The 14761-nt window shown below is 26.6% G+C and carries 7 protein-coding genes; 4 read left to right on the top strand and 3 right to left on the bottom strand.

What is annotated here, in order from left to right:
* Nucleotides 1-1495: 1495 nt before the first annotated feature.
* The 3 genes from aceE (at nt 1496) to lpdA (ending at nt 7137) form a co-directional block, all read left to right on the top strand.
* Complete coding sequence (gene aceE, locus Bsayi582_RS00790; protein ID WP_500815917.1) at nt 1496-4162, top strand: pyruvate dehydrogenase (acetyl-transferring), homodimeric type; 2667 nt, start codon at nt 1496-1498, stop codon at nt 4160-4162.
* Between the two features lie 16 nt (nt 4163-4178).
* Complete coding sequence (gene aceF, locus Bsayi582_RS00785; RefSeq protein ID WP_500815916.1) at nt 4179-5495, top strand: dihydrolipoyllysine-residue acetyltransferase; 1317 nt, start codon at nt 4179-4181, stop codon at nt 5493-5495.
* A gap of 217 nt (nt 5496-5712) precedes the next feature.
* On the top strand, nt 5713-7137 hold the full coding sequence (gene lpdA / locus Bsayi582_RS00780; RefSeq protein WP_500816078.1) for a dihydrolipoyl dehydrogenase: 1425 nt from the start codon (nt 5713-5715) through the stop codon (nt 7135-7137).
* A gap of 1592 nt (nt 7138-8729) precedes the next feature.
* Here lpdA and folK read toward each other — a convergent pair.
* Entirely contained in the window at nt 8730-9254 is a 525-nt protein-coding gene (gene folK, locus Bsayi582_RS00775; protein ID WP_500815915.1) for a 2-amino-4-hydroxy-6-hydroxymethyldihydropteridine diphosphokinase, read from the bottom strand.
* 181 nt (nt 9255-9435) lie between these two features.
* Nucleotides 9436-9900: an RNA polymerase-binding protein DksA gene (gene dksA / locus Bsayi582_RS00770; protein ID WP_500815914.1), complete on the bottom strand. Its 465-nt coding sequence runs from the start codon at nt 9898-9900 to the stop codon at nt 9436-9438.
* Nucleotides 9901-10551: 651 nt separating this feature from the next.
* On the opposite strand from dksA, the gene coaE reads away from it, so the two are divergent.
* Nucleotides 10552-11190 carry a dephospho-CoA kinase gene (gene coaE / locus Bsayi582_RS00765; RefSeq protein WP_500815913.1) on the top strand — a complete coding sequence of 213 codons (639 nt, stop codon included), beginning with the start codon at nt 10552-10554 and terminating at the stop codon, nt 11188-11190.
* A 208-nt stretch (nt 11191-11398) separates the two neighbouring features.
* Here coaE and secA read toward each other — a convergent pair whose 3' ends face one another.
* The gene (gene secA / locus Bsayi582_RS00760; RefSeq protein ID WP_500815912.1) at nt 11399-14131 is read right to left on the bottom strand and encodes a preprotein translocase subunit SecA; all 2733 of its coding nucleotides are present in this window, start codon (nt 14129-14131) and stop codon (nt 11399-11401) included.
* Nucleotides 14132-14761 lie beyond the last annotated feature (630 nt).

Below are 14761 nucleotides of genomic sequence, written 5' to 3'. Positions count from 1 at the left end.
AATTTATATTAATTCTACGCATTAAATTTATTTAAGAGACATATAGATATTATTTTAAGTTCCATAACTAACATATAAACAAATGTAAGTCAAAATACAAATTTTTTTAATATAAATCTACAAGAATATCGCGTAAAATACTTGATCAATATCAAGTAAATAAAATAAAACAAAAACAATATCTTTATACCCATAAAATTTTAATTTTTTAAAAAAAATACAACAGTAATGTTTTTGACTGTTACAAGAATAATTTGTTAGATCTAATAATACAAAAATTATATTTTTATGAATAGAAACACTCCCATGAGGGAGTCAAACAATTTTATATAATATCCATATCAAATAAATTACAAACAACCAAAATCTCATACATATGCTTATATGTAGTACATTACAACATATAATGTACTACAACATTATATAACACATCTCACATCACAAAAACTAATACATTTTGTATTTAAGCCAGTAATTAAAACTATAATTCTTTCAAAGTTCCTATCATTATAATTTGCTAAGATATAATCTATATATTATTAATCATTTAATTATTTTGTTACACGATACAAAAATAAAAATTTTATCAAATCCAATTTTATTATTATATAAAACGAAATTTACGATATGAAAAATATAATGTACATTATTTTATAGATTACTTTTTTATTCATACCTGTATGTCGCGTGATATATACATATCCATTTGTTTGTATAATACACTTACAATATAAACAAATAACATTTAAATAACAATCCGTAATAAGTACATCATTGTAATTGCATGACATTTATTAATAAAATTATTATTTAACGAATATAATAGATAATAACATAATAATAATAATAATAATAATTTAATAAATAACTTATCATTAACAAATATCTCAAATGTATATAAATAATTATTTATTGCATTTAAAATTATAATTTAAAATATTAACATAATACACAAATTATTTTACTATTAAAAACAATATGACTAAAAATAAATGATATTTTTTAAAATATTATTACTAAAATCTAAAAATATAATTATATCTTATGATTATATGTTGCTAATTACATATTTAACATAACATTAATTATCTTATATTTACAAAAATAATACACAAAATTAAAATATTAATCATAAATTAAAATTTATTCATATATTGTACTATTATTATTGTTAATATTTCTATAAACAACACTTTATAAAGTGTTGTTTATAGAAAAATACAAATAATGTCTTTTGAATATTATGTTTTATTTATTTACTTCATCATGAATCGCTCTTATAAAAATATCATTACAATAATATTACAGAAAAACCATATGATTTTATTCGAATCAACACATAATAGTCTTATTAAAAATATATATAATTACTAAAACAATATAATCAATATATTTTAATCATTTTGTTTATTGTAACCACAGACGTGTATAAATATTTATATAATAAAAATATAAATAAATTACATATTCTAAATAAATTAAAAGGAAATACTAAATGTCAAACTATCTATCCAATGATATAGATCCAATAGAAACACAAGATTGGTTACAATCTATTTCTTCAGTTATTCACAAAGAAGGTACTGAGCGTGCTCAATTTTTAATAAATCAAATTATACATGAAGCTCGCAATCATGGTGTAATTGTTTCTAATAACGAAATAAAAAATAATTACATAAACACTATTTCAGTCCAAGATGAGCCGAAATATCCTGGAGATTTAGAAATAGAACAACATATATGCGCTGTTATTCGTTGGAATGCCATTATGATGGTACTACATGCATCGAAAAAAAACTTAGAATTAGGAGGACATATCGCTTCTTTTCAATCTGCAGCTACATTATATGAAGTATGTTTTAACCATTTTTTTCGAGGACGTAACGATCAAGATGAAGGTGATCTAGTATATTTTCAAGGTCATATTTCACCTGGAATATACGCACGTGCTTTTCTTGAAGGACGGTTACGTGAAGAACAATTAAACAACTTTCGTCAAGAATCAAAAAATTTGGGACTTCCCTCATACCCCCATCCAAAACTTATGCCAGAATTTTGGCAATTTCCAACAGTTTCTATGGGTCTTGCTTCAGTTAGTGCAATTTATCAAGCAAAGTTTTTAAAATACTTAAAAAATAGAAATTTAAAAAATACTGATTTGCAAACAGTATATGCCTTTTTAGGAGATGGAGAAATGGATGAACCTGAATCTAAAGGAGTGCTTAATATTGCTTCTAGAGAAAAATTAAATAATTTAATTTTTATTATTAATTGTAATTTGCAACGATTAGACGGCCCGGTAATAGGAAATGGGAAAATTATCAATGATTTAGAAAATATATTTAAAGGATCAGGCTGGGAAGTAATTAAAGTTATTTGGGGAAGCAAATGGGATGCATTATTAGACAAAGATACTAGTGGCAAATTAATTCAACTGATGAATGAAACTATTGACGGAGACTATCAAACATTTAAATCTAAAGATGGCGCATATATACGTAAACATTTCTTTGGTAAATACCCGGAAACCAAAGCATTAGTAGATGATATGAGCGACTCTGAAATTTGGGCATTAGATCGCGGAGGACACGATCCTAAAAAAATATTCGCCGCTTTAAAAAAAGCTAAAACCAGCTCTGAAAAACCCGTTGTGATACTAGCACATACTGTTAAAGGTTATGGAATGGGTTCTAATATAGAAGGAATGAATATTGCACATCAAATAAAAAAAATTAATATACAAGGAATACGTTATGTCAGAGATAGATTTGAATTAAATCTCATTAAAGACAACCAAATCGAATCCCTACCCTATCTAAGGTTTAAAAAAAATTCTAAAGAATATATATATTTACATGAACGACGTAAAACATTATTCGGATATATTCCTAACAGATTGAAAGATTCTACTTATTCATTAGAATTACCAACATTAGATCATTTCTATCCTTTATTAACACAACAAAATAAAGATATCTCTACCACTCTGGCATTTGTACGTATATTAAATATCTTACTAAAATATACACCTATTAAAAACAGATTAGTTCCTATAGTTGCCGATGAAGCTCGAACTTTTGGGATAGAAGGATTATTTCATCAAATAGGCATTTATAATCCTATGGGACAACAATATACTCCACAAGATTACGGGTTACTCGCATACTATCGTGAAGACAAACAAGGTCAAATTTTGCAAGAAGGTATCAATGAACTAGGCGCCGCAGCTTCTTGGTTAGCAGCTGCTACTTCATATAGTACTAATAATTTCCCTATGATCCCATTCTACGTTTATTACTCAATATTTGGATTTCAAAGAATAGGCGATTTTTTTTGGGCCGCCGCTGATCAGCTAGCTCGAGGATTTTTAATTGGGGGAACATCTGGACGAACTACTTTAAACGGAGAAGGATTACAACATGCTGATGGACATAGTCATATTCAATCATTAACAATTCCTAGTTGTATTTCTTATGATCCGGCATATGCATATGAAATAGCTGTTATTATACAGGATGGTCTAGTACGTATGTATGGCAATAATCCAGAGAACATATATTATTACATAACCACATTAAATGAAAAATATCATATGCCAACCATGCCAACAGGAGTTGAGGAAGGTATTAAGAAAGGAATTTACAAATTAGAGTCCTTATCAGGATCAAATGGAAAAATTCAACTAATGGGATCTGGCGCTATTTTACGTCTCGTCCGAGAAGCAGCTCAAATATTATCTAAAGAATACAATATAAGTTCTGATGTATATAGTGTTACTTCTTTCACTGAATTGGCACGAGATGGACAAGATTGCAAACGTTGGAATCTACTACATCCCGCAGATACTCCTAAAATACCATATGTTACTACTGTATTAAATAATTTCCCTACTATAGCTGCTACCGATTATATGAAGTTATTCGCAGAACAAATTAGAGGTTTTATCCCAAGTAATCATTTTTTTGTCTTAGGTACGGATGGATTTGGTCGTTCTGATAGTAGAAAAAACTTAAGACATCATTTCGAAGTAGATACAGGTTATATAGTTATCACAGCATTATCTCAATTATTAAAACAAGGTCGTATTGATACTGATATAGTTATAAAAGCTATTAAAACGTTTGATATTAATCCTGACAAAATTGATCCACGCCTTTTATAAGAGAGGTAGTAACACGATGACAATGGAAATTAACATACCAAATATTGGTGAGGATGAATTAGAGGTCACGGAAGTAATGGTGCAAACTGGAGATAATATCAATATTAATCAACCTCTCATTGTAATAGAAGGTGATAAATCATCTATGGAAATCCCAGCTCCCTGCTCTGGTACTATCTCCAAAATTTGCGTCCATGTAGGAGACAAAGTGCATACAGGATCTTTGATTTTACTAATCAATACTCAAAATCATCATACCAATCTTCCATCCCCTAATGATATCAAAAATATTACCCCTCCTTCTTCTGACCCTGTAACAAGCAATGACATCGAAAATATAGTATATACTCATCATAATATAAGCAATCATAATAATCATACTAAAGTTAATATCATGATGCCACATATTCATGCTACACCGTTAATACGTCAGATGGCTCGAGAATTTGGAGTGGATTTATCTAAAATAACAGGTAGTGGACGTAAAGGTCGTATTCTCAAAGAAGATATTCAAAATTATATAAACAGTATTTTGACACATCATATAGATACGACATCATCATCTATTCAATATAATAAAAAATTACTACCTACATTATCTTGGCCAAAAGTAGATTTCAATAAATTTGGCGAGACCAAAACTGTAATTTTAAATAAAATACAAAAAATTTCTGGCACAAATTTACAAAGAAATCGGATAATCATTCCTCATGTAACACAATTTGATGAAGTTGATATCACTGATTTAGAAATTTTCAGAAAACAACAAAATCTTGAAATTGAAAAGAAAAAAATAAATTGTAAAATTACACTTCTAGTCTTCGTTATAAAAGCAGTTGCAAAAGCACTAGAAGAATTACCGCGATTTAATAGTTCTTTATCTCAAGATGGTCAAACATTAATTTTAAAAAAATATATTAATATTGGCATAGCAGTAGATACCCCTAAAGGTTTATTAGTACCTGTTCTACGAGATGTAAATAAAAAAAATATTATTTCATTATCGCAAGAATTGATAGAACTTTCACAGAAAGCTCGTTCTAAGAATCAATTGAATCCTACTAATATACAAGGAGGAAATTTTACTATATCTAATTTAGGAGGAATAGGAGGAACAGCTTTTACTCCAATTGTCAATGCCCCAGAGGTCGCTATTTTAGGAATGTCTAAATCCTGCATCAAACCAATTTGGACTGGAAAAAAGTTTACTCCACGGTTAATGTTACCTTTATCATTATCATATGATCATCGAGTTATTGATGGAGCTGATGGCGCTCGATTCATAACGCTTATTAATAAAATAATTTCTGATATCAGACTATTATCTATGTAAAATTATTAATCATATAAAAATAAATTTCTGGAAAAAAAATTTTTATGAAAATTTGTAATTTTATACTATAAACTATATAGACAACAATCTATCCATCTGAAGATATATAATAGATTGTTGTCAAGGATAGATTTATATAAATAATACAAAAATTTATATGTATTTGATTAAACTATATGAAATAATTAATATTTTCATTAAAATCTAAGAGGCCAAAATTATGCATATGCAAATAAAAACTCATATTCTCGTTTTAGGTGCAGGACCAGGGGGTTATTCTGCGGCTTTTCGCTGCGCTGATTTAGGAATGGATACTATAATAGTAGAACGTTATCCTGATCTAGGTGGAGTATGCCTTAACGTTGGTTGTATTCCTTCTAAAACATTATTGCATATTGCTAAATTAATTAAAACAGAAAAACATTTGCATAAATATGGCATACTTCCAGGAGAAACTCATATTGACCTTGATAAAACGCGTTCTTGGAAAAATCAAATTATCACTCAACTATCAAATAGCTTGAGTTCTATGGCAAAAAAGCGAAATATTCAAGTCATTGACGGAGTTGGAAAATTTATTGACGACCATACTATTCAAGTTGAAAACAATCAAGTAACTTTGAACATCACATTCAATTACGTTATTGTAGCAGCAGGATCACATTCTATATCTTTACCATTTATTCCTAATGATAAACGTATTTGGAATTCAACTGATGCTTTATCTTTACAATCAATACCCAAACGCTTATTAATTATAGGTTCTGGAGCTATAGGATTAGAAATGGCAACAATATATCATGCTTTTGGATCAGAAATTGATATAGTAGAAATATATAATCAAATTATGCCAGTACTAGATAAAGATATTACTAATTATTTCACCAAAATAATTAGTAAAAATATTAATGTAATTCTAAATACTAAAATTAATATAGTAGAACCCAAAAAAGATGGTATCTATGTAACTATGGAAAATACAGAAAATTTATCAAAAAATACTCATCGTTATGATGCATTACTTGTAGCAATTGGACGTGCATCAAATGGTAATACATTAAACATTGAACATGCAGGAGTAAAAGTGGACAAACATGGATTTATTCCTGTAAATCAACAAATGCGTACTAATGTACAACATATTTTTGCTATTGGCGATATTATTGGACACCCAATGCTAGCTCATAAAAGTATTTACGAAGGACATATAGCCGCAGAAGTCATTTCTGGAAAAAAACGTTATTTTGACACAAAAATAATTCCATCTATTGTATATACCGATCCAGAAATAGCATGGGTTGGTTATACAGAAAAAGATGCTCAAGAAAAAAATATAGATTACGAAGCTGCCATTTTTCCTTGGATAGCTTCAGGTCGAGCAATTTCTGCAGATTGTACAGAAGGTATGACTAAATTAATCTTTAATAAAAAAACAAACAGAATTATTGGAGGTACAATTTTGGGTACACACGCTGGTGAAATATTAGGAGAAATTGCATTGGCTATAGAAATGGGCTGCGATGTAGAAGACATCACTTTAACCATGCACGCTCATCCAACTTTATACGAATCAATAGCTTTAGCATCATCTATCTATGACGGATCAATTACTGATTTACCTAATACAAAAAAACGAATATGAATAAATTTCATATAATTTTTAATTTTTTAAATATATAAACATCGAAGTAATACTCATTACTACATAGTGATAATAATTTGTAAAATATATTATTAATACAGTTATATTCAAATAAATATATGATTATTTAATTGATACATGGTCGTTATTTATTTAAAAACATCAAAATTTAAGCATTTATTACATATATACATTCATATTATAAAATAATACAATGACACAAAATCAACTTAATATAAAATACAATCAGTATAATATGTGTATAAATTTAAATTTATTATTTGTTCGTTATATATAATCAACAGCATTCACCCAATTTTATAACATACATATAAATATAATATTTATATAATAGACTTATGATTTCTGTTTATCGTACTGTTTGAAAGTACCCATCTAAATTTATAAAAGATAATATTTATTCTAATATATTCTAATAAAAAAAATAGAAGTACTTGTTATACACAATTTTTTAATGAATTAATCTAAAACGCAAAATTACGAATTACATTTTCATTGAAGTTAAAATAATAAATCAAACTATACAATAGATACTATATACTATAATAACCCATCAATCTTCTCTCAACTAAAGAGAAATCAAATGTTTTTTAGAAATTCTATTGAATAATAATATATTTACTCAAACGATAATCAGATCTATCATACTTTCCAAACACGAATATTATCATATTTTTTAAAACTACCATTATTTTCAATGATATCGTGCCACTATTGTTGTGACACAATTTTTTTAATATTACCAATTACTTATACAAACATTTACATATTATCTGAATTAACCCTTCAATATTAATTTTTAATAGAAAAACAGTTCTTCTTATTGTTAAGATAATTCATATTAAATTTTTATATAAAAATATTTATTATATATATATAAACACATAAAATCCTTTATATTATTCATTACTTAAATTACTTTTGTAATATATATAATTGAAAAATCAATTAAATCTATAGAAAACATCTAAAAATTTAAATTTTTATTTATTAAAATGATAAAAAAATTAATAAACCATTAAATTTAAATAGTAAACCAAAAAACTAATATTTAGATATATTCTTTAATTTGTTAAACTTTTACAACAATAAAATTAAGCAATAATTATTATAAAATAATTTATGCTCCTTAATTAATAATTTTCAAAATTATTATAACATAAATTACTCTACTAAGTATTAGTATTGATATAAACTAAATATAGAAAAACTATAATCATATACATTCGCTAATTAAAATACAATATTTATACCAAAACAACTACTTCTTGCACATAAAACACAATTAATATTAACACTAAATTTTTATAATTGTTTCAGAATAACAACTAAAACTGTGATCAATATTATAAGTAATTACTATAATTGCAGTAATATCTACATATCTTGAATAAAAATACATATTTTCAAATAGATCTATAACAAACTCTTAAAACACATTTATTCCGTTAACAAACACAATACACATAACGACATATATATTATTTATATATATGCTCAATTACAGAAACTATACTACATAATTTATTTTTATTAAAAATAATAATTCATTCAAAAATAAGCGCACCCTATCAAGGTATATTCCTAACATTATTATTTTTCCAAAAAATTAAACCATTTTTAGGTACAGTTTGAGCAATATCTTGTATTATCTCTCCATTGGGAAATGTTAAATAACTGTCTAATTCAATTAATGGGTAAATTACAAATTCTCGATTAAATATATCATAATGTGGTATAGTTAATATTGAATTACGTATAATATGTCTTCCAAATAATAAAATATCTAAATCTAACGTACGTGACTGCCAAGAAGGAGAGCCAATTATACGTATACGTCCTTGCATTTTCTCAATATATTGCATATAACTTAATAAAGATGTTGGAGATAAATAAGTATCCAGTATCACTATTGAATTTAAAAAATAAGGTTGATCCTTCTGTCCTAATGGTTTACTACAATAATAAGAAGAAAAAGTTATAAGTCTAGTCATTGGAAGCTTAGAAAGTGACCATATTGCTCGATCCGCTTGTTTTTTAGGATTCAACATATTACTACCTAGCCCTATCCAAACTCGTTCCAGTTTATTATTCATTTCTATTAATTATTAATCTATATACGTTTATTACAAAATCTAAATAACAATCAAGACATAACATTATGTCAATACTGATACAAATCAACTGTTATTTTTGTATTAAATTATATTCATAGCATTTAAAGAATCTTATATGTTGTATATTAACAACACATATAAGATTCTTTATTAAAATAAATTATCCAGTCATTTGTTTTTCTTTAATTTCTTCCAAAGTTTTACAATCAATACACAAATCAGCTGTTGGACGAGCTTCCAGTCTCCGTATACCTATTTCTACGCCACATGAAGTACAAAATCCAAATTCATTTGTATCTATTTTTTTTAAGGTTTTTTCAATTTTTTCAATAAGTCTACGTTCTCGATCGCGATTACGTAATTTAATATTAAATTCTTCTTCTTGTGCCGCTCTATCTACTGGATCTGGAAAGTTAACAGATCCTTCATTTTGACTGCACAAAATAGAGTATCCTAAATCGTTTTTCAATTGATCCCTCCACGACTCTAAAATACATTTAAAATGTAAAAGTTGATCCACACTCATATACTCTTCATCAGGTTTGAGCTGATATGGTGTCACTCCAGCAATGATTAATACATTCAAAGAAGAATTTTTACGACTGCCTGACGGATTTGTTGGCATATACTTGCTCCCGTTCTAAATATTAAAAGCAACTCATGTCAATATCTTTATAAAATTTAAATTTTAATTAAATACAACTAGACTACAATTTTAATTTTTTAAAATAATTTTTATTTAAATCAATATAATAACATATAAACATCCCATATCTACAATATCAATAACATCTATACATATACAACTACCATATATATTATGCATACATAAACATTATATGTATCTGACATAAATATTACTCGATTAATAATCACACATATTTATAACAAAACCTATAAATAGATTTATACATAAATTATAATAACTTTTAATCTTAAATATACTTAAATTTAATAATAATTTAATTATACATATAAGTCACCTATAACACTTTTAAAAAACCCATATAATTACATAAAAATTATCACTGTTCATAATAATAGTTTTTGTTTTTAACAAACAAAAATATTATTAATTACTACACTACCAATACAATATAATAAAAAACCATTTAAAATATTATGAATTAAAACACTTGACTACTATTAATTAATAATATACATATTACATCTTAATTTCATAAATATTAAATGAATAAATTTCAGATACCAATTTGATTGTATTTATATATAATATCTTGCTTTATCAAAATAATTTTTATAGCGAGAATACATTATGTCTTATATTGTTGCGCTTACTGGTGGTATTTGTTCAGGAAAAAGCACTATAGCTAAAAAATTTTCTAATTTATCAAAAGGAAAAGTATCTGTCATAGATGCTGATATAATTTCCAGAAAAGTTACACAACCTGGTAGCATTGCTTTGATTGCTATAACTAAATATTTTGGCTCTAATATACTCCTTCCTAATGGATCATTAAACAGATCTATGCTTAAAAAAAAAATTTTCTTTAATTATAAAAATAAAAGATGGTTAGAAACACTACTACACCCGCTTATTAGGAAAGAAACTCAAAAGACAATAAACCTATTGCTTAATAAATCATCTTACATTTTATGGATCGTTCCTCTACTGATAGAAAATAACTTACAAAAATACGCAGATCGCATATTAGTAATTGATGCTCACACCAATATCCAATTTAATCGTATTGTTAATAGAGATAACATCAACAAACAGCATATCACAAACATTCTGTTATCACAAACATCCCGTCAACATAGACTTTCCTTTGCCGATGATGTTATTGAAAATAATAAAAATATTAATGAAGTCAACCAATATGTTTCTATACTACACCAATCTTATCTGAACATGAAAAATAATAAAAACTCCCGAAAATACCATTTTTAATCAACCAAATAAAAACAATCTATATCATTTTAATCATTGTAAACACATACGTGAGTTTTTAAAAAATAATAATTGATTAACATATAATCATTAATTTGTTTTAACAAAAATTAAAACCCTTAGCATTTTAAATATCAACACAATAACCAAATGACCTATAATTTTATATTTATTAAACTAATATATAAAATTAAATTATTTTCATATACTAATGACATTTATACGAAAGTTTACCATGACATTCTTTGAATTTTTTATTAGATCCACAAGGACAAAAATCATTGCGACCCATCACTCTATTTTTAATCAGTGTATTTTTATACATAATTTGACTTATCAATGATGATTCAGTATTAATTCCTTTTAAATTCGTAGATTGCATGTAACAATGTTCGTTATTTTTAATCGAAGTAGATTCTTTCTTATTAAAAGATTCTGTTGATAATTCACTAATTCCTCGTATTACTTCATATTTTAAATGGTCCAACATTTTAGTAAACATAGCAAATGATTCTCTTTTATATTCCTGCTTAGGATCTTTTTGTGCATACCCTCTTAAATGAATACCTTGACGTAAATAATCCATTGATGCTAAGTGTTCTTTCCAGAGTAAATCAAACATCCTCAGCATAATTCCTTTTTCAACAGAATACATAGTATTCGTCCCAATTATTTTTTTAATATATTCGTGCTGTTGAATCATTTTTTTTAATATACGCTGATATAATCTTGCTTTGTCTTCATATAATTTAGGATCTATCTCTACCCATTTCACAATAGACAATTCTAAATAAAAATCATTCTTTAAACATTCTTCTAATTTTATTAGATCTCTTTTATTCTCTACAATTTGCAAAGGAACATAAATATTAAATAATTTATCAACAACATCACAACGAATATTGCTTATAACATCACTAATATTTGACATATTCAATAATTTATCACGTTGCTCATAAATAACACGACGTTGATCATTCGCTACATCATCATATTCTAACAATTGTTTTCTAATATCAAAATTACGATTTTCTACTTTCTTTTGAGCACGTGCAATAGCTTTAGTAATCCACGGATGTTCAATAGCCTCACCTGGTCTTATACCTAATTTTTTCATCATACTTACTAACCTATCAGAAGCAAAAATACGTATTAACGAATCTTCCATTGACAAATAAAATCTAGATGAACCTACATCTCCTTGTCGTCCAGATCGTCCACGAAGTTGATTATCGATACGACGAGATTCGTGCCGTTCAGTGCCAATTACATGTAATCCCCCAGATTTTAACACTGCATTATGACGTTTTTCCCAAGAAGATTTAATCTGTAAAATTTTAAATGCATTTGATTTACGCAGCGCAGCTATTTCTGCGCGCCAATTTCCTCCTAATACAATATCAGTGCCACGTCCAGCCATATTTGTAGCAATGGTTACTGCTCCAGGATACCCCGCTTGTGCTATAATATCCGCTTCTGCAGCATGAAACTTAGCATTCAAGACTTTATGAGCAATTCCAATTGTATTCAAGGCACGAGAAATAATTTCAGATTTATCAATTGATATAGTTCCTACTAATACTGGCTGACCACGTTTAACGCAATCTTTAATATCATTAATAATAGCATTAATTTTTTCATTTTCCGTCATATAAATCACGTCAGGAAGATCATTACGAATCATAGGACAATTAGTAGGTATCACAACAGTATCTAACTTATAAATAGATCGAAATTCAAATGCCTCAGTATTCGCAGTACCTGTCATACCAGATAATTTTTCATATAATCGAAAATAATTTTGAAATGTAATTGAAGCTAATGTTTGATTTTCATTTTGAATGGTTACACGTTCTTTAGCTTCTATTGCTTGATGTAAGCCATCCGACCAACGACGACCAGGCATCACTCGTCCTGTATGCTCGTCAATAATAAGTATCTCACCATCTTTAACAATATAATCTACTTCACACATAAACAAAATATGAGCACGCAATGCTGCATTTACATGATGCATTAATATGATGTTATCTGATGAATATAATGATTCACCTTTACTCATGATCTCAGATTTAATTAGTAACTCTTCTATTAACACTAATCCACGTTCAGTTAATATAACTTGCCTAGATTTTTCATCAACCGTAAAATATTCCTCTTTTTTTAAATCATTAATTCTTTTTTTATTTTGTTGAATTATACTAAAAACTAATTCATTAATTTTTGAATATAGTAAAGAAGTATCATCTGATGGACCAGAAATAACTAATGGAGTACGAGCTTCGTCAATTAAAATAGAATCTACTTCGTCTATTAACGCGTAATATAATCCACGTTGCACTCGTTCTTCCGGAACAAAAACCATATTATCACGCAAATAATCAAAACCATATTCATTGTTCGTAGCGTAAGTAATATCTGCTGCATACGCAGCACGTTTCATAGCAATTGATTGTCCTGGTAAATTAATTCCTACGGTCAATCCTAAAAATTCAAATAACGGTCTATTATTTATTGCATCTCTATGTGCTAAATAATTATTAACCGTAACAATATGCACTCCTTTTCCACTTAATGCATTCAGGTAAGCAGGTAACGTGGCAGTTAAAGTTTTACCTTCTCCAGTTTTCATTTCTGCAATACAGCAATTATTAAGAACTATTCCTCCTAACAATTGAACATCAAAAAGACGTATGTTAAATACTCTTTTAATAGCTTCGCGTACTACAGCAAATGCATGCGGTAATAACTCTTCAAGGCTTACACCTAATTTTATAGATTCACGAAACTCATTGGTTTTATAAAAAATTTGACTATCACTTAATTTTTCTATATCCTTCTCCATATTGTTTATAACATCTACTACCCTTTCCATGCGACGTAGTACACGTTCGTTTCTATTTTTAAAAATTTTAGAAAATAACTTAAACGGTCCTATCATGGTAGTTTATATCTCATTACAATCACTATGTGTTATTTGATAAATAATACAACAATTATATTGTTGTACATTTATTGATTATATGCGATATGTACATATCACACGCATTTTAATAATACTCATAAGTTATATTATATATCTTAATTTAATAATATATATTACACACATTTCACTTATACAATAAATATATTATAAGAAAATAAATATTTTTATAATACAAACTAAAAAATTAAAAATATAAACAAATATAGGTTACTAACTTATATAAAATATAAGTGTATATCTTTTACTAAACATATCATATAATATTTAATCATTAATTGAAGATTTTAAGTACACTAGACTAAGTATAAGAATATCTAAAATTCATCCAAAATTTTTAAATCAATTTCTTAATAAAAACAAAAATTATCATATATTAATATATTAATTTGATAATACCGAGTATTTACATAAACGCAAATTATAAATAACAGGATATTATTATATATTAGTTAACTTTACTTTTTTATAAAGAATGTTATGTACATATAAATATCAGTATTGTTAACACCATTATATGATGATAGTTATTGATTAATATTATTTATAAATATAACAAATCTAATATATTTAAAAAGTGTTTATATA

It is taken from the genome of Candidatus Blochmannia sayi (nom. nud.) (genome assembly GCF_059935855.1).
Note: the sequence above shows the minus strand (reverse complement) of the source record. Positions and strands in the feature narration are given on the sequence as shown.

Bases quoted from the DNA above. Each gene is read 5' to 3' on its own strand.
- aceF (WP_500815916.1), top strand. From the start codon at position 4,179: ATGACAATGGAAATTAACATACCAAATATTGGTGAGGATGAATTAGAG.
- coaE (WP_500815913.1), top strand. From the start codon at position 10,552: ATGTCTTATATTGTTGCGCTTACTGGTGGTATTTGTTCAGGAAAAAGC.
- aceE (WP_500815917.1), top strand. From the start codon at position 1,496: ATGTCAAACTATCTATCCAATGATATAGATCCAATAGAAACACAAGAT.
- folK (WP_500815915.1), bottom strand. From the start codon at position 9,254: ATGAATAATAAACTGGAACGAGTTTGGATAGGGCTAGGTAGTAATATG.
- secA (WP_500815912.1), bottom strand. From the start codon at position 14,131: ATGATAGGACCGTTTAAGTTATTTTCTAAAATTTTTAAAAATAGAAAC.
- dksA (WP_500815914.1), bottom strand. From the start codon at position 9,900: ATGCCAACAAATCCGTCAGGCAGTCGTAAAAATTCTTCTTTGAATGTA.